The 18,085-nt window shown below is 62.4% G+C and carries 13 protein-coding genes; 4 read left to right on the top strand and 9 right to left on the bottom strand.

Annotation, left to right across the window (positions count from 1 at the left end; all coding sequences use genetic code 11):
- The first annotated feature begins 67 nt into the window (after positions 1-67).
- Positions 68-1,570 carry an ATP-binding protein gene (locus tag PQR42_RS19860; protein ID WP_408207018.1) on the top strand — a complete coding sequence of 501 codons (1,503 nt, stop codon included), beginning with the start codon at positions 68-70 and terminating at the stop codon, positions 1,568-1,570.
- A gap of 67 nt (positions 1,571-1,637) precedes the next feature.
- Here the strand turns inward: PQR42_RS19860 and PQR42_RS19855 are convergent, their stop codons facing one another.
- The 7 genes from PQR42_RS19855 to mnmC form a co-directional block, all read right to left on the bottom strand.
- Positions 1,638-2,162 (bottom strand): SET domain-containing protein, encoded by a 525-nt coding sequence (locus PQR42_RS19855; protein ID WP_408207016.1) that lies wholly within the window; start codon positions 2,160-2,162, stop codon positions 1,638-1,640.
- 218 nt (positions 2,163-2,380) lie between these two features.
- Entirely contained in the window at positions 2,381-3,493 is a 1,113-nt protein-coding gene (locus PQR42_RS19850; protein WP_408383922.1) for an NADH:flavin oxidoreductase/NADH oxidase, read from the bottom strand.
- A gap of 75 nt (positions 3,494-3,568) precedes the next feature.
- Positions 3,569-4,282, bottom strand: a complete 714-nt coding sequence (locus PQR42_RS19845; RefSeq protein WP_408383920.1) for a glutamine amidotransferase — start codon at positions 4,280-4,282, stop codon at positions 3,569-3,571.
- A gap of 127 nt (positions 4,283-4,409) precedes the next feature.
- Positions 4,410-5,048, bottom strand: coding sequence for a MarR family winged helix-turn-helix transcriptional regulator (locus PQR42_RS19840; protein WP_132376507.1), 639 nt, complete (start codon positions 5,046-5,048; stop codon positions 4,410-4,412).
- Between the two features lie 538 nt (positions 5,049-5,586).
- Positions 5,587-6,702, bottom strand: a complete 1,116-nt coding sequence (locus PQR42_RS19835; RefSeq protein WP_408207010.1) for a YbdK family carboxylate-amine ligase — start codon at positions 6,700-6,702, stop codon at positions 5,587-5,589.
- 126 nt (positions 6,703-6,828) lie between these two features.
- Positions 6,829-8,034: a cation:proton antiporter gene (locus tag PQR42_RS19830; protein ID WP_408207008.1), complete on the bottom strand. Its 1,206-nt coding sequence runs from the start codon at positions 8,032-8,034 to the stop codon at positions 6,829-6,831.
- A gap of 843 nt (positions 8,035-8,877) precedes the next feature.
- Entirely contained in the window at positions 8,878-10,848 is a 1,971-nt protein-coding gene (gene mnmC, locus PQR42_RS19825; RefSeq protein ID WP_408383918.1) for a bifunctional tRNA (5-methylaminomethyl-2-thiouridine)(34)-methyltransferase MnmC2/FAD-dependent 5-carboxymethylaminomethyl-2-thiouridine(34) oxidoreductase MnmC1, read from the bottom strand.
- Between the two features lie 493 nt (positions 10,849-11,341).
- Between mnmC and PQR42_RS19820 the strand changes: the two genes are divergently transcribed.
- The gene (locus PQR42_RS19820; protein WP_006050811.1) at positions 11,342-11,620 is read left to right on the top strand and encodes an HU family DNA-binding protein; all 279 of its coding nucleotides are present in this window, start codon (positions 11,342-11,344) and stop codon (positions 11,618-11,620) included.
- A 120-nt stretch (positions 11,621-11,740) separates the two neighbouring features.
- Here PQR42_RS19820 and PQR42_RS19815 read toward each other — a convergent pair whose 3' ends face one another.
- On the bottom strand, positions 11,741-13,051 hold the full coding sequence (locus PQR42_RS19815; RefSeq protein ID WP_408383916.1) for a GTP-binding protein: 1,311 nt from the start codon (positions 13,049-13,051) through the stop codon (positions 11,741-11,743).
- Positions 13,052-13,191: 140 nt separating this feature from the next.
- A complete protein-coding gene (locus PQR42_RS19810) occupies positions 13,192-13,638 on the bottom strand; it encodes a lytic transglycosylase domain-containing protein (protein WP_408207002.1) in 447 nt (148 codons plus the stop codon).
- A gap of 515 nt (positions 13,639-14,153) precedes the next feature.
- Here PQR42_RS19810 and gspD point away from each other — a divergent pair.
- Complete coding sequence (gene gspD / locus PQR42_RS19805; protein WP_408207000.1) at positions 14,154-16,520, top strand: type II secretion system secretin GspD; 2,367 nt, start codon at positions 14,154-14,156, stop codon at positions 16,518-16,520.
- A complete protein-coding gene (gene gspE / locus PQR42_RS19800; RefSeq protein WP_408206998.1) occupies positions 16,517-18,085 on the top strand; it encodes a type II secretion system ATPase GspE in 1,569 nt (522 codons plus the stop codon). Before gspD ends, gspE begins: the two co-directional genes overlap by 4 nt.

The raw sequence follows: 18,085 nt of genomic DNA, 5'->3' as shown, positions 1-18,085 counted from the left end.
CGATTCGCCGGCATCCGGCGAAATTTCGCGGTGCTTGCGCCGTTGCTTCTTTCCCGCGCGTTCGATCATGCCCCAGCCGGCCGCCAATAGTCTGCGCCGCACGCTGCTGCGGCGCCTCGCTGCTCCCCTTTCGCTGCTCGCGCTCATGAGCGGCCTGATCGCTTACTGGCTGGCGTGGCAGTACACGCAGCACGTGGTCGACCGCTCGCTCGCCGACCTCGCCACCGCGATCTCCAAACAGATCCAGATTGCCGGCCCGAATGCGCGCATCACGGTGCCGCCGCTCGCGCAGGCCATGTTCTCGGATCCGGTCGAACACCTCGTCTACCGGATCAGCACCGGCGAAACGGAAATCGCCGGCGACCACAATCTTCCGCTGCAAGGCACGAGCGTGCGGCGCATGCATTACGCGTACGTATTCGAGACGCAGCATCAAGGCGTGACGGTGCGGGTTGCGCAGGTGCGCGTCGATCAACCGACGGGTAATCCGATCGTCGTCGAAGTCGGTCAGCCGGTGCATCACCGGTTTCGCATCGCCGCCGAGTTCCTGGTGGCGATCATGATGCCGCTGCTGTTACTGCTGCTGGCGGGCTGGGTGATCGTGTGGCGCGTGGTTAATCAGCAGCTCAATCCGCTCACCGATCTCGCCGATTCGCTGAACCGGCAAACTCACACGTCGCTCGAACCGGTCGACGAAACCTATGTGCCGGTCGAAATCCGGCCGCTCACCGGCGCGCTGAACGCGCTGCTGGGCCGCCTGAAAACGGCACTCGACGGCCAGCGCAAATTCATCGCCGACGCCGCCCATCAACTGCGCACGCCGCTCACCGCCGTCAAGCTGCATGCCGAGCAGGCGGCCATCGCGCGCGACCCGCAGCAAACGCTGGCCGCCGTGCGTGAACTGCGCGCCGCGGCCGATCGCGCGGTGCGGCTGTCGAATCAACTGCTCTCGCTCGCGCGCGCCGAGCCGGGCGAACAGGCGGCTCGCTTCGTCAACGTGGACATGGCCGCGCTCGCATTCGACACGGGCGCGGAATGGGTGCCGCGTGCGTTGACGTTCCACGTCGACCTCGGTTTCCAGCGTCTGGACGACCCCAGCAACGGCCATCCGTTGATGGCGCGCGGCAATCCCGTGCTGCTGCACGAAGTGATCGCCAATCTGCTGGATAACGCGCTCAAATACGTGCCGCCATCGCGCTTCGATGGCGGGCGCATCACGGTGACGGTGTCGCAAACGGTGATCGACGAACTGCGCATGGCGGAGATCATCGTCGAAGACAACGGGCCGGGCGTACCGCGCAACCAGCAGGCCGATCTCTTCAAGCGGTTCTTTCGCGGCGACGGTCAGAGCGACGCCGGCGTGGATGGCGGCGCCGGCCTCGGACTTGCGATCGTCCACGACATCATGGTGCTGCATCACGGCAGCGTGCATTACGAGGACGCGCCGGAAGGCGGCGCACGTTTCATCGTGCGCATTCCGCTCGTGCCGATCACCGTGCAGAGCATCGTCGAACTCGAACCACGGCGACCGGCAAAAAAATCGGCGCACTCGGCGCCGGTGGATAGCTAATGGTCTAGCTACTCGACAGGCTGTCTGCCGCGTTCACAAAACGTGATCGACTCATACAGCCCGCAGGTCATTTCTTCTTCGCTTTCTTCGCCGACGTCTTGGCCTTCTTGGCCGACTTCTCGGCCTTGCCCTCGCCCTTCTCTTTCTCCGGCGGCGCCAGCATCGTGCCGCGGCACTTACGCGCGCCGCAACGGCATTCATATTCCTTCTTGAGCTTCTTGGTCTGACGCGCGTCGATCACGAGGCCGTAGTCGTAAAAGACTTCCTCGCCTTCAGCGATATCGCGCAATGCGTGCACGTACACGTGTCCGTCGATTTCTTCGGCTTCGCAGTTCGGCGCGCAGGAATGGTTGATCCAGCGCGCGCTATTGCCGTTCACTTTGCCGTCGATGACCTTGCCGCTATCGAGTGCGAAATAGAACGTGTGATTCGGTTCGGCCGGATTGTGCGGATGACGGCGCAACGCTTCTTTCCAAGAGATCCGCTCGCCCTTGTATTCGATTAGGCGCTCGCCAGCCGCAATCGGTTCGAGGGCAAACACGCCTTTGCCGTGCACACCCGAACGGCGCACGGCGATCCTGCGTGAACTCATTGAATGAATCCTTGTGAAGAACTGGGGGTGAAGTTCGGCAGCCGTCAGAAATGCCCGCGTCTGACGCGCTGCTTTTTTCTGACGCGGATAGCAAACGCGGCGCCTTGCGAGCGCCGCGTCGACCTGCGACGCTCGCGCGCCACAACCGGCATCCTACACGCTGAAGACGGCTTCGTTCAACCGTCAAAAAGACGCGCGCGCAAGGCAAGCTGCCAACTTCACCGTTGTCCGAACGAAATGTCGCCGAACAGTGCCTTTTGCTCGCGCGGTTGCGAACGCCAGTACTGCGGCGGCGCTTCGACCGTCGCGCCGAGTTGCGCCGCGGCGTGCCACGGCCAACGCGGGTTATACAGCAACGCGCGCGCCAGGGCGATCAGATCGGCGTCGCCGTCTTCGATCAGTTGTTCGGCATGCAACGGGTCGGTGATGAGGCCCACGCCAATGGTCGTGAGGCCGGTGGCTTCCTTGACCGCCTTGGCAAAGGGGATCTGATAACCCGGTTCAAGCGGAATCTTCTGTAACGGCGAGACGCCGCCGGACGATACGTCGATCCAGTCGCAGCCGCGCTTTTTCAGCTCCTGTGCGAACGCGATCGTGTCCTCGAGCGTCCAGCCACCCTCGACCCAGTCGGTTGCGGAGACACGCACGCCGACCGGTTTGTCGGCGGGAAATGCAGCGCGCACGATATCGAAGATTTCAAGCGGAAAGCGCATGCGGTTTTCAAGCGAGCCGCCGTAGTCGTCGTCGCGCTGATTGGCGATCGGCGAGAGGAACTGATGCAGCAGATAGCCGTGCGCCGCGTGTACTTCCAAGCCATCGACGCCGAGCCGCGCGGCGCGGCGAGCCGAGGCCGCGAAGGCTTCGCGGATGCGGTTCAGCGCGAGCGTATCGAGCGCCAGCGGCGGCTCTTCGCCGGCCTTGTGCGGCAACGCGGACGGCGCGTGCGGCAGCCATCCACCTTGCGAGACCGGAATCAGCTGACCGCCTTCCCACGGCGCGTGGCTCGACGCCTTGCGCCCGGCGTGCGACAACTGCATCGTGACCTTGATGTGCGAATGCTTGCGGATCGCGGCTAGCACAGGCACGAGCGCGGCTTCGGTGACGTCGTCCCACAAGCCGAGATCGCCGGGTGTGATGCGGCCGTCCGGCTCAACCGAGGTCGCCTCGATACAGAGCATGCCGGCACCCGATAACGCCATGCTGCCGAGATGGATCATGTGCCACGCCGTTGCCTCGCCACGGTCGGCGGAATACTGGCACATCGGGGACACGACGATACGGTTGGGAAGCGTCACGCTACGCAGCGTGAGCGGAGAAAAAAGCGCGCTCATGGATTACGCCCAGTAGAAACCCGAGAGCGATCGAGCATAGCACCGCAAGTGATTTAATGCTGGCCTCGCAGCCTTTCAGGGTTTCGCCTCGACCTGATCGAGCCACTCGCCGAACATCCGGCACGCGGCGGCTTCGAGCGCCGGTCCGAACTTCGCGGTCTCGGCCCGCAACTGGCGCGCGTCGATGCCGTGGCCGACCAGCTCACCGGCGTTGCCGATCAGCCAGGGCTCGAAGCGATCGGTACGAATCTCCGGATGACACTGCAGACCCAGCACATGATTGCCCCAGGCGAACGCCTGGTTTTCGCAAGCCGGCGTCGACGCGAGACGCGTCGCGTTGTCAGGCAGATCGAAGGTATCGCCATGCCAATGCAGCATGGAGGTCTGCGCGCCATCCAGATGACGGACCGGTGACGCGCGACCGGCGTCGGTCAGCGTCAGCGGTGTCCAGCCGAGTTCGGTACGGCCAGCGGGATAGACGCGGGCGCCAAGGGCTCGCGCGATCAATTGAGCGCCGAGGCAGATGCCGAGCGTCGGCAAACCGGCCGCGACGCGTTTCTCGATCATGGACAGCAGCGGCACGAGCGTGGGGTAAAGCGCGTCGTCGGTTGCGCTGATCGGGCCGCCAAGCACCACCATCAGCGAGGCGGCGACGGGGTTCGGCGCCTCGATGCGGGCAAAGCCGACATCGAGATAACGGACCGGGCGCCCGCGCTCGCCGAGCACCAGCTCGAGACTGCCCAGATCCTCGAAGTGCACGTGGCGAATGGCCAGAACTTCGCGATTCATCGGCCTGTCCCACCTTCAGGTTGACTAAAGACTTGCCGCCACGCGGCACCAGTCGGCTGACAGGCGGCCTATGCCGCCTGCCGAAGCCGGCTTGGCAGTGTAGCGGATTGTCCCGGAAGAAGCCGCCTTATTGGGCGAAGATCTTCCAGGTCTTCTTCTGGGTGGCGACGTCGGCCGTCTCATACACCGAGCAATCGAGGCGCAGATCCGTATCCGACATGTTCAGATCGAGCAACGCGCAATGATGCGGCGTCTTCTTCGGGTTCTTGCTCGGCTCGAAGTGCGTGCAGCTCAGACACATGCGGTGCGGCGGAATCGTGCCTTGCGCTTCCAGCTGATGAACGGTCTTGAGCAGAGTGCGATAAAACACAGCCTGCTCGTCGTCGCGCAGCGTGCCGACCGCCTTGGCCAGGAAGTCCGGCCACTGCGCGGCGCGCTTCGCCGCCGTACGGCCACGCGCCGTCAGGCGGACCGCGAGGGCGCGGCCGTCGTCGAGGGCACGGCGCTTTTCGACCAGCCCTTTGGTTTCGAGCGTGCTGACTGCATCACTGGTCGTCGCGGCGGTGAGCGCCGTTTCACGGGCAATTTCGCCGAGACGCATCGGGCCTTTGCGCTGCATCAGCAAGACCAGAATTTCGCCTTGGGTCGGTGTCAGGCCAGCGCCTTCCGCCCATTCCCAAGCCTGGCTCCGCATTGCCGTGCTCAATCGCAATAGGCTGTGGGTCACCCGCCCGGTCGCCTGTTCTCCGTATACGCCTTCGCTCATAATCTTCGATTGGTTTATTTACAGCTTTCGTACGATGCCGGCGAACTGCTTGCCGACAGCGCCCGTAGCCTGTGTGGGGTAGCCTCGCCCAACTGCGACAAGACGGTTTTCTACTATCTCAAAAATTTACCGCCTTGCAAGGCAAAGCAGCGAAAACGACATTCTATGCGAGAGCGGCAAATCGTACAGCTAACTTATCCAACACAAGCTGTGGATAACCATGGGAAAACTTAGGGATGGCTTGTGCGTCGATTCTTGATAAGCCCCCAGGCCCGGTCTGTCCGTCCCAAAGTTGTCCTCGTATACCGCCGCTGATGCACCCGTGATCAGCTCAGTTATGGTTTACGCAGCGCATTGACTTTGCAGGGAATTATTCAGTTGTCCACAGGCAGATGCAATGCTTGTTAACTACTACTACGTTTGTATACGTTAACTCTATAAAAACCTAAGGCTCGCCGAGCTGGAAAATTAATTTTTTGAAAAAAACCCGCTCGAGGCGGGTTTCCTTACGATTTGACGTAAGCAATCCTGTCGTCGGCTAGGCTCGCCACTGCAAGCACTGCTGCCTGACGGCTTCATGCAGGGACTTTTCCCGTTCGACAACACCCCGTAACCAGGTCGCATCATTGACCTGACCGCGAGCGATCGCGCCGATTTCGGCAAGGGCATTGCCCGAACCCAACGCTTCGGCGTGCGGAGCGATCAGATCCAGCGTTTCGAGGATGTCTTCGGAAATCGTCTTGCGTTCGCCCGTCTGCGGATTGATGCAGGTGCCGGCCAGACCGAAGCGGCATGCTTCGAAACGATTGAAGGTATAGACGAGGTAGTCGTCTTCTTGCGGCGTGATCGGTTTATCGAGCAGTAGATGCCGGGCAAGCGTCTGGATGTAGCAGGCAATCGCCGCGGCGCGATCCACCGACAACGGCGTGTCCATCACACGAACTTCAATCGTGCCGAAACCCGGCTTGGGCCGGATGTCCCAGTAAAAATCTTTCATGCTGTTGACGACGCCGGTGTGAACCATCTTCGAGAAATACTCCTCGAAGCTGTCCCACGTCAGCACGAACGGCGCGCGGCCCGACAGCGGGAACGCGAACACGGAATTCAGTCGTGCCGAATGAAATCCGGTATCGACACCCTGCACGAACGGCGACGATGCGGACAACGCGATGAAATGCGGAATGAAGCGCGACATCGAATGCAGTAGATAGAGCGCGCTGTTCGGATCCGGGCAGCCGATGTGCACGTGCTGACCGAACACGGTGAATTGCTTGGCAAGATAGCCGTACAACTCGGAGATGTACTGAAAGCGCGGTGTATCGACGATCTGCCGCTCGCTCCATTGCTGGAACGCGTGCGTGCCGCCGCCGCACAAGCCGACGTTCAGACGATCGGCTGCGGAAACCAGCGTGTCGCGAATCTTGCGCAAGTCGGCGACGGCCTGCTCATGCGTCGTGCAAATGCCGGTCGACAACTCGATCATGCTTTCGGTGATTTCCGGCGTGATGTTGCCCGGGATCTTTTCGTCCTTGATGAGGCGCAGCAGATCCGAGCCGGCTTTGGTCAGATCATAGTCGTGCGTATTGACGATCTGCATCTCGAGTTCGACACCGAAGGTGAACGGTTTCGAATCGATGAAGGGTTCGAGTGACATGGCGTCCCCTGAGTCAGGTGGGCCGGGTGTGAGTCACATGCCCGGCCGTTTTTGAATCGAATATAAGTTGGATAAAGCGTGTCAAGCATCGAGCTTTGAGCGGCGCAACGCGCTCATGGCTTGCGCCTACTCTTCACGCCGTTCAGCCACCAGCGCCAGGCTGCGATAGACGAGCCACGGCCCGAGAATCTGCAGCACGAAAATGGAGCACATCACGATAGCGCGCAACTGCGGATCGAAGTTCGGATACAGGTTGTAGGTGTCGTCGACCAGCAGATACGCGAGCGCCGACATTGGCGATAACGACAGACCGAGCGCCATCCCCTGCTTCCAGTTCAAACCGCTCGGCTTGGCGAACGCCAGCACGCCGACCAGTTTAGCCACGAGACGCGCAACAATCAGACCCAGCGCCGCGACGCCGCCGAGCGCGATGTCTTTCCATTCGAACGAAGTCAGCGTCAGCACGAACAGAATCACGGTCAACAACCAGCCGGCGGTACCGAAATGTTCCGGCCACAACTGCGGACGCGCTTCATGATTCTTCACGATAATGCCGGCCGCCAGCAACGCAAGAATGGTCGACAGCTTGAACAGATGCGCGACCGCAATAGCCAGCAGCACCAGCCCGAACAGCGCGACGAACGAGTGCTCGTCCTGCATGTTCAAACGTCGATAGAAAAACGTGCAGGTGCGCGCGAGCAGATATGCGAGCACGAGCGATCCGACCAGCAGATAAAGCGGCTGCAGGATGGTCGCGAATACGTTGCCGTACATCTCCTGATGCAGCCAGCTCGACACGAGCTTTTCGATCACCACGGCGTACATGCTGTTCAGCGCGGTCAAGGTCAGCAGACGCTGGGTGACCTGGCCTTCCGCGCGCAATTCCGTTTTCAGCTGAATCACCATAGCCGGCGACGTCGCCATGGCGATCGCGGCGAGCACGGTTGCCACCATCAGCGGCACGTTCAGGAACAGCAAAACCGGCAACACGAGCGCGAATGTCAGTGTGGCTTCCGCCACGCTCGACAGAATCAGCCAGGGATTGCGACGGATCCAGCGCAAATCGAGCCGGCTGCCGAGTTCGAACAACAGCAAACCAAGCGCGACATCGAGCAGTGGCCGCGCGGCGCTCGCGGAATCCGCGTCGATCACGCCCGAACCGGCTGCACCAGCAATCAGACCAATGACCGCGTAGCCGGAAATGCGCGGTAAACGCCACGCGCGATAGCACAGCTCGCCGCACAGACCTGCGGCGAGCAATGCGAGACCAGCCCAAAAAATGGCGTCGGGTGAAAGCGGCCAGGCTGGAAAAAATGAAAACGCCGAATTCATCGTGATGGGTTCTCCTTAGCAGCAACGGCAGGCGACACGAACCGGCGCAAACACCGGCGAGCGGGTGGGCACATGAAGCGCTCACTGTCGCGATCGCTTCGCGTGACCAGCGTTGCGAGTTTTCAACGATCGGATGATCTGAATGCGCGGCGGCAGCAAGGAACCTGGCGCATTCGGGGTGCGGCCGTAGCAAGCGGCACGGTGAAAGAACGCCGTCGACTTTGAATCAGATTCTGATTGAGCGGCACCGTTCCGTTTGCTGCGTGTGCCGCTGTAGAGACAAGGCACGACGCGGAAAAGAACGGCGATTGTGCCATAGCTTTTTCAGCCTTGACCGAAAAGGCGCGAACATGCTGGCAAAACGGTAAAAACGTACGTTATCTCGCCGACATGAGGAAAAACCGACCGTTTTGAGGGCGGATCTGCCCGTGCGAACCGCTAGTTTGAACGCTGTTGATGTGCTTTTCGGGACATCGACGTGGAAGTTTTACACGAGTCTGGGAGCGGTCGAGCTACGCCGATAGGCTCCGCTCCAGCCACGGTCTTTCTGTTTACAGGTTTACCGTATGTATACGTAGTAACAGTTAACAAGGTGCCTCGGTTTCTGTGGATAACTCCTGTTTACCGAAATGAATCATCGGTTTGCCGACGGCATAACCGGATGCACAGCATGTGCGGGAGCGGCGCGTATACAGGGGTAACTTTTTGCGATTTTCGGTGGCGGCAAAGTTACCCCGTTTACGTCCACAACGGTTCCACACCAGTTGCGCCGGTAAACGACATGGTTATCCACAACTCTCGGTGGATAAGTTATCCGGGGAGCATGCTGGGCGGAGTCCGCAGTTAACTCACCGTCCCCTGACGCAATGCGCGCAACAGGAAGCGCGCGGGGTCGATGTCTTCAGCCAGATCCCGTTCGAGAGGCCATGGTTCGCCTTCCAGTTGCGAAGCGATCAGTTCCGCGCCGAGCGCCGCCCATACGAGGCCGCGCGAACCGTATGCAAAGGCGCCGTACAGGCCGTCGGTGTGCGGCAGATCGAGCGGCCATGCGCCACGCAGACGCTGGGCATCGCGCGCTGCCTGCGCTTCGTCGGCGAGTTGGCCGATCATCGGCATGCGATCGCTGGTGACGCAGCGGAACGCGACACGTCCAGTTAACGCCGCTGACTGAAGCCGATCGGCGACGCCAGCGAATGCCGGCAGCATCTGCGCGACGCGCTCCAGGTTTTCCAGATGGCCGTCCGCGCGCAGGGATGTGTCGGGGTCGTCGAGTTCATAGGTGGCGCCGGTGAGCGTGACGCCGTCAGCAAGCGGCACGGCGTAGCCTTCGCCGATCACCGGCATCTGAAGCGATGGCTGCACCGTACCGGCTGGCAGCAAAGTGAGTTGACCGCGAATGCTGCGAGTCGGCGCGTGTTGCAAACCGGCGATGCGCGCGGCATCGTGCGCGCTGGCGACGATCACCACCGGCGCATGGGCGATGGCCTCGCCCGTGGTGTCGAATACGGTCCATTGATCGCCTGACCTCTCGATCCGTGCGACGTCCACACCGAAGCGGCGCTCGAGCAGTTGGCCCGCCGCCGCGCACTGCGCAGCGCACAGCGACGCCGGGTCGATCCAGCCCCCGTGTGGAAAGAACCATCCACCGCGCGCGAGCGGCATGCCAGCGAGCCGCTCAGCTTCTACCGTCGAAACGGGCGTCACGTAGTCGGACGGATAGCCGAACGTGAAGATGGCTTCGCTGATCGAGCGGGCTTCATCGTCGTCCGCGGCGATCTGCAACAAGCCTTGGCCGCCGCGCAATGGCGTGTGACCGAGCCGCTCGAGCGCGGCCCAACGCCTGAGCGCATACAGAAAGCCGGCACGCGTGACGCGCGAGGCGACACTGTCGTCGCGCGAAATCATGGGATGAAACACGCCGGCCGGATTGCCCGATGCGTCCTGCGCCACCGAAGCGTGCCGCTCCAGTGAAGTGACGCGCCAGCCGCGCGCGGCGAGCCGTTCGATCACCGCGCAGCCGGCCAGCCCCGCGCCGATCACCACCGCATGCCGTTCGTCGAGCGCAAGCGGAGTGGGCGGCTCATGACGGCGCACGCGCCAGCGCGGTGCGAAGTGGCCGACCAGCATCGCCCGCTTCCAGCCGAAGCCGTCCACCTTGCGGTATTCGAAGCCGCATTGCGTCAACGCGCGTTTGATGTCGCCGGCGCTGCTGTAGGTGGCGAAGGTGGCGCCCTCGCCCGCCAAACGCGCGAGCGCCTTGAAGATCGTTGGGGTCCAGAGTTCGGGATTCTTGGCCGGCGCGAAGCCGTCGAGGTAAAACGCGTCGGCGCGCAGCCTCAAGGCCGGCAAGCTCTCCTGGGCGTCGCCGAACACCAGCGTGAGCACGACGCGCCCTTCATCGAATTCAAGCCGATGCGTGCCGGGAACGAGCATTGGCCAAGCGTTCGCGAGTGCCTCCGCGAGGCCGGCGATCTCCGGATCGGCGATCGTCGACGCGATCACCTTGCGTAAATCGGCGACGGTAAAAGGATGCTTCTCGGTCGACACGAAATGCAGCCGCTCGCAGCGCGACGAGTCCGCGCGCCACGCGGCCCAGGTCATCAGAAAGTTGATGCCCATGCCGAAGCCGGTTTCCAGCACCGTGAAAATGCGGCGGCCCTGCCACCGGTCGGGCAGCGAATTGCCGCGTAGAAAAACGTATTGAGCCTGTTCGAGACCGCCTACGGCGCTGTGGTAGATGTCGTCGTAAAGCGGCGAAAAAGGCGTGCCGTTGTCGCGAAAAGCGAGGACGGCGGGGATCAGCGGATCGGTCATGCGCGACGGAAAATTGACGCTCGGAAAAATGCCCCCAGACCTGTCGCTTCGCGCCAGGCCCCCCGAGGGGGTGAGAAAAGGTGGGGCGGCCCGGCGTTTTCTCACACGCGGATCGAACGTTACCGCGCGCGCGCAGCTCGCCGGACGGCGAAAAAGACGCGCCGAACGTTGGCAAAAACCAACGCCAAGCCCCGTCCATACTGGGTTTCAGGCCTCGGTCGGAGGTCGCGGAGCGCAAAAATTGCGATTTCCCTGCGATATCGACCCCGGAACCGCGTAATTCTTCGAAACCCTTATCCTGATTGGGTTTGCGCTGCGCTATCATAGCAAGCGCCGCGAAGGGAGCGGCAGCACGGCCGACGGACAGTCATTTGTCCGGCGCCATTGGTCCGGAGGGGATCCGGAGCCGGCGCTGCTCGACGGCGCGGTCCGCGCACGTATAATCGGCGCGTTCGCGCTGTTCGTGTCAACCTAAACTCAGAAAGGAACCTTAATGAACAAACAGGAACTGATCGACGCCGTCGCAGGACAGACGGGCGCCAGCAAGGCTCAAACCGGTGAAACGCTGGACACGTTGCTTGAAGTGATCAAGAAGTCTGTGTCGAAGGGTGATGCGGTCCAGTTGATCGGCTTCGGCAGCTTCGGTTCGGGCAAGCGCGCAGCGCGTACGGGTCGTAACCCCAAGACCGGCGAAACTATCAAGATTCCGGCCGCCAAGACCGTCAAGTTCACGGCTGGTAAGGCGTTCAAGGACGCAGTCAACAAGCGCTAAGCAGATTACTGCCAGGCAGTTGACACCCGCCAACGGCGGGTTTTTTTCGCCTGAGCATTGTGTAGGGAATCGAGCCGCGACAGGCGTCGCGGCTCGATCCCGCCGAGGGGCGAAGGCCGCTCAGTCGTGACGATGCACGATTTCACCATGGCCATGACCGTCGTGATCGTGGTCATGATGATCATGGTCGTCTTCGTCGAAGTCCCACGTCGGGAATGGATCGACGAACTGCTCCCAGGCTTGCGGTCCCTGCGCGTATTCCTCGTCGGTCAATAGACACGCGTCGAACTTCGCTTTCCAGACAGCCGGATCGATGCCGACGCCGATCATCACCAGCTCCTGGCGACGGTCGCCGATGCTGAGGTCGTCCGGATCGCCGTACCAGTCGGCGGCAATTTCGGCGGCCAGCTCGTCGTCGCCGTCGGGCCACTCGCTGCGATCCTGAGCGGCCCACCACATGCCCGCCGGACCGTGCCGGCAAGCACCGCCGGCCTGCGAAAGCGAACCCGCGATATCGTTACGCGTGGCGAGCCAGAAAAAACCCTTGCTGCGCAAAACGCCCTTCCATTCCTGATGCAGCAACGCCCACAGGCGTTCCGGATGAAACGGCCGGCGCGCCCGGTAAATGAAATTGCCGATGCCGAATTCGTCCGCTTCGCCGTGGTGAGCATGGCCGTGCTCGTGGTCATGCTCATGATTGAGCGCCGCCAGCCAGCCCGGCGCGCTTGCCGCTTCGTCGAAATCGAAGCGGCCGGTGTTCAGCACTTGCGCAAGCGGCACCTCGCCGAAACGGGCGACCACCTGCACCGCACGCGGGTTGATCCGGCCAAGAATGCGTTGCAGGCTCGTGAGCTCTTCTGCGCTGACGAGATCGGCCTTGTTCACCACCAGTACATCGCAGAATTCGATCTGCTCGATCAGCAGTTCGACCAGCGTGCGGTCGTCTTCCTCGGTCGCGGCGATGCCGCGCTCGGAGAGCGCGTCGGCCGAACCGTAGTCGCGCAGGAAGTTGAACGCATCGACCACGGTCACCATCGTGTCGAGCCGCGCGACGTCGGCGAGCGAGGCACCTTCGTCATCGACGAACGCAAAGGTCTCGGCGATCGGCATCGGCTCGGCCACGCCGGTCGATTCGATCAGGATCGCGTCGAAGCGCTGTTCGCTGGCCAGCCGCTTGATCTCGATCCGCAGATCGTCGCGCAGCGTGCAGCAGATGCAACCGTTCGACAGCTCGACGAGTTGTTCCTCGACGTGAGAAAGCGCGGCGGCATCGCGCACGAGGGTCGCGTCGATATTGACGGCGGCCAGATCGTTGACGATCACGGCCACGCGCAAGCCGGCGCGATTCGCGAGGATGTGATTCAGGAGCGTGGTCTTGCCGGCGCCCAGAAAACCGGAGAGCACGGTGACGGGCAATAGCGGCTGGTTCATTGCAGTACGGGAAAACTAGAGGATTGGAAGGCGTGCCGGGCTGAGGACGTATAATGCAGACCGCAACCGGGTCGAGCCTCGAAGGCTGCACGAAGCCGCATTGTGCATCAAAACGGACGGAGGCCGCGTGACAGCCCGGATCAGCGCGCGGCCGGCATCAGATTCCACTTACGCAGGATCGCGGCGATCTGCTGCGAGTACTTGTCCCGCAGCGCCGGCGTCTCGGAGTGATAGGCGCCGATTGCCTGCCAGGTGTTGCCGTACTTGTTCATCTGGCGGCGCAGATGCCATGCCGCTATGTAGACGTTCTTGCACGGTTCCATCAGCGTGCCCTGCGAGATGCCATACTGTGCGAGCGTGGGCAAATGGATCGAATTGATCTGCATCACCCCGTAGTCGGTCGAGCCGTTCGCATTTTTATGCGTTGCGTCGGGGCGATTATGCGACTCCTGCCACGCGATTGCGCGCAGAATCAAGGGGTTGACCTTCTGATACTTCGCTGCTTCGTCAAAGCAATCGGCGCGTGCGGACCCTGCTGCCAGCAGCACGGCAAGTCCTACGGCGACGGTGACGAAGTTTCGTTTCATCAGTCAAGACCACTAAGCAAAGCGCAAGAGTAAGGTTCGGTAAGGTATCGCATCGGCCATACTTCAGCCACTGACAGCCGCCGAGCCACGCTGGCCGGGCGGCTGTCGACATCGGGGTAAACTCGCGTCGGCAACTCGCAACCAGGGACTCGAACGGCTCGTATCATACCGGCAGGCTGACCCTCGTCAAGTTGGCTAACCGACATAAGAGAGCAGAAAACGAAGCGTTTTCGAGCTCATTCGTACGACTTTCCATTAGCTTTCAATTGCTTGACAACAGGTGGCGGTCTCTAGAGAAATCGCACGAGGCGGTTCGTTTTGTGACAAATCCGACATGAAAAACTGTTACTGTTCATTTTTTTCGGACATCGGACGGCGGGCAACGAGGACGATGATCGTCCGCGAGGCCGGCCGGCAGATCGACAGGGCGGCGGCCTGCTCCCATGTCCGCACTGCATGACCGTCGGCGGCTACGGCCGTCGGCATCGATACCCTATTCCATGAGAAGAAATCGTATGGCTTTGCGTCGCGTTGCAACGGCGCTGCTGGTGGCTGGCTTGATCACCGCGCAGACAGCACAGGCACAGGTGACACTCAACTTCGTCAACGCGGACATCGATCAGGTGGCCAAGGCGATTGGCGCCGCAACCGGCAAAACGATTATCGTCGACCCGCGCGTGAAAGGTCAGTTGAATCTCGTGTCGGAAAACGCGGTGCCTGAAGATCAGGCGCTGAAAACCTTGCAGTCCGCGTTACGGATGCAGGGCTTCGCACTCGTGCAGGACCACGGCGTACTGAAAGTCGTGCCCGAGGCCGACGCGAAGCTGCAAGGCGTACCGACCTATGTCGGCAATGCGCCTACGGCGCGCGGCGACCAAGTGGTCACGCAGGTGTTTGTGCTGAAGAATGAATCGGCCAACAATCTGTTGCCGGTGCTGCGTCCGCTCATCTCGCCGAACAATACCGTGGCGGCCTACCCCGCTAACAACACCATTGTAGTCACCGACTACGCCGACAACGTGCGGCGTATTGCCCAGATCATCCAGGGTGTGGATTCGGCGGCGGGCCAGTCGGTATCGGTGGTGCAGCTGAAGAACGCGAACGCGATCGACATCGCCACGCAACTGAACAAGATGCTCGACCCCGGCTCGATCGGCAGCACCGACGCGACGCTGAAGGTGTCGGTCACCGCCGACCCGCGCACCAACTCGCTGCTGATCCGCGCGTCGAACGGCGCGCGTCTCGCAGCGGCGAAGCAGCTGGCGAAGGAACTCGATACGCCGACCACCATGCCCGGCAACATCCACGTCGTGCCGCTGCGTAATGCGGACGCGACGAAGCTCGCCAAGACCTTGCGCGGCATGTTCGGCAAAGGCGGCGACAACAGCTCGTCGGGCAACGCGAACGACGCGAATTCGTTCAACCAGAACAGCGGCGGCGGCCTGGGCGGCAACAATTCGACGGGCTCGTCGGGTACGCCACCGCTGCCGTCGGGCGGACTCGGCAGCAGTTCCCTGTCTTCGCCGATGGGCGGTGGCAGCGGAGGCGGGTACGGTGCGGGCGGCAACAACAATTCCAGCGGCCTGCTCGGCAACGACAAGGACAAGAGCGACGACAATCAGCAAGGCGGGATGATCCAGGCGGACTCCGCGACGAACTCGCTGATCATCACGGCGGCCGAGCCGGTGTACCGCAATCTGCGCGCGGTGATTGACCAGCTCGACGCACGGCGCGCTCAGGTTTATCTCGAGGCGTTGATCGTCGAGTTGAACTCGAACACGAGTGGCAACCTCGGCATTCAATGGCAGGTTGCGAACAATTCGATATTTGCCGGCACCAATCTGGCGACCGGCAGCGGCAACAGCATCGTCAATCTGACGGCGGGCGCCGTGGCGGCGGGGGCCACCGGCGGTCTTGCTACCGCGCTCGCCACCCAACAGTTGCAGCAAGGACTGAACATCGGCTGGATTCACAACATTTTCGGGGTGCAGGGCCTTGGCGCGCTGTTGCAGGCACTCTCGCAGACCGCCGATGCGAACGTGCTGTCAACGCCTAACCTCATCACGCTCGACAACGAGGAAGCGAAGATCGTCGTCGGTACCAATGTGCCGATCCAGACGGGTTCGTATTCGAACCTCACGAGCGCCACCGCGACTTCCGCGTTCAATACTTTCGACCGCGTCGACGTCGGCCTGACGCTGCACGTGAAGCCGCAGATTACCGACGGCGGCATTCTCAAGCTGCAGCTCTACACCGAAGACTCGGCGATCGTGAACGGCACGACCAACGCGGCGACCAACCCGGCCGGTCCGGAATTCACCAAGCGTTCGATCCAGTCGACCGTGCTCGCTGATAACGGCGAGATCATCGTGCTAGGCGGCTTGATGCAGGACAACTACCAGGTGAGCAACAGCAAGGTGCCGTTGCTCGGCGATATTCCATGGATCGGGCAGTTGTTCCGCTCGGAACAGAAGACTCGCAACAAGACCAACCTGATGGTGTTCCTGCGTCCCGTGATCATCGGCGATCGCGGTACCGCTCAGGCCGTGACGTCGAATCGCTACGACTACATCCAGGGTGTGCAGGGCGCGTACAAGCAGGACAACAACCTGATGAAGGACAACGACGATCCGGTGGTTCCGCCGATGCCGATCGGTCCGAGCCAGGGCGGTTCGCCCGCGATGAACCTGTTCGATCTCGACAAGATGCGCCGTCAGCAGATGGCGCCGCCGCCGGCCAACGCCGGGCCGGCCGGCGTCGTTCCCGCGCCGGGCACGAATGGCCCCGTGCAGACCAATCCGGTCACCGTGGGGCCGTCCACGACGCAGAGCAATCCGGTCACGGTGACGCCTTCCACCGCGTCGCCTGGAGTGCGGCCGTGAGCACGCCGTCCACGCCGCCGTCAGCGTCCGCTACGCCGGCCGCAACGCGAGCCGGTGCCGCGACACAAGCCGCGGCGATGTCGTCCGCGAGTGTGACGGAGCATGGCGGGCGCGAGGCGCCTTCGGCCATCGCCGCGCGGCTCGTGCCCTACGGCTTTGCCCGTGCCGGCCAGATTCTGGTCGCGCATCAGCATGCGGACAGCCTCGAAGTCTGGATCAGCGAACGCACGAGCGATGCCGCGCTTTCCGAAGTGGCGCGCAACTTCGGCGCAGTGTCGATCGTACGTCTGCCCGCCGACGAGCTCACGCAGGCGATCAACCAGGCATATGCGCGCCAGGACGGCAGCGCTGCGCAGGTGGTCGGCGAAGTGGAAGGCGAAGTCGACCTCTCGCGCCTGATGCAGGACATTCCCGAGGTGGAGGATCTGCTGGAGTCGGAAGACGACGCGCCGATCATCCGCATGATCAACGCGTTGCTCACTCAAGCGGCGCGCGAACAGGCGTCGGATATTCATATCGAGCCGTTCGAAACCTCTTCTGTGGTGCGCTTTCGTGTCGACGGCACGTTGCGCGACGTCGTGCGGCCGAAGAAAGCGCTGCACGGCGCGCTGATCTCGCGGATCAAGATCATGGCGCAGCTCGATATCGCCGAAAAGCGTTTGCCGCAGGACGGCCGTATCACGCTGCGCGTGGGTGGCCGCCCGGTCGACGTGCGCGTCTCGACGCTGCCGACCGGTCACGGCGAACGCGCGGTGCTGCGTCTGCTGGAAAAAGATGCGTCGCGCCTGAACCTCGAAGCGCTCGGCATGGGGCCGGATACGCTCGGCAAGTTCGACAAGCTGATCGGCAGGCCGCACGGCATCGTGCTGGTGACCGGGCCGACCGGCTCCGGTAAAACGACCACGCTGTATGCGGCGATGTCGCGGCTCGAAACCGCGACCACCAACATCATGACGGTCGAAGACCCGATCGAATACGACCTGTCCGGCATCGGCCAGACGCAGGTCAACGAACGGATCGGCATGACCTTCGCGCGGGCGCTGCGCTCGATTCTGCGGCAGGATCCGGACGTCATCATGATCGGTGAAATCCGTGACCTGGAGACCGCGCAGATCGCGGTGCAGGCGTCGCTGACCGGCCACCTCGTATTGGCCACGCTGCACACCAACGACGCCGCATCCGCCGTGACACGTTTGACCGATATGGGCGTGGAGCCGTATCTGCTGGCGTCGTCGCTGCTCGGCGTGCTGGCGCAGCGGCTCGTGCGGCGTCTGTGCCCGGTGTGCCGCGAAGAGCGCGTCGAAGAAGACGGCAGCGTGCGCTGGCATCCGGTCGGTTGCGACCGTTGCGGCCATTCCGGTTATGCGGGACGCCGCGGCGTCTACGAACTGCTGCTGATCGACGACAACATCCGTACGCTGGTTCACCGCAACGCAGCCGATGCGGAAATTCTCGCGGCCGGCCGTGCGCAAGGCATGCGCACGCTGCGTGAGGATGCGGACCGCTGGCTCGCCTCCGGGCTGACATCGCTCGAAGAAGTGATCCGCGTCACGGGCGGAGCATAA

This window comes from Paraburkholderia sediminicola, assembly GCF_046027355.1.
Classification (GTDB): Bacteria; Pseudomonadota; Gammaproteobacteria; order Burkholderiales; family Burkholderiaceae; genus Paraburkholderia; species Paraburkholderia sediminicola_B.
The sequence above is the reverse complement of the archived record's forward strand: the minus strand, read 5'-3'. Positions and strand labels throughout refer to the sequence as shown.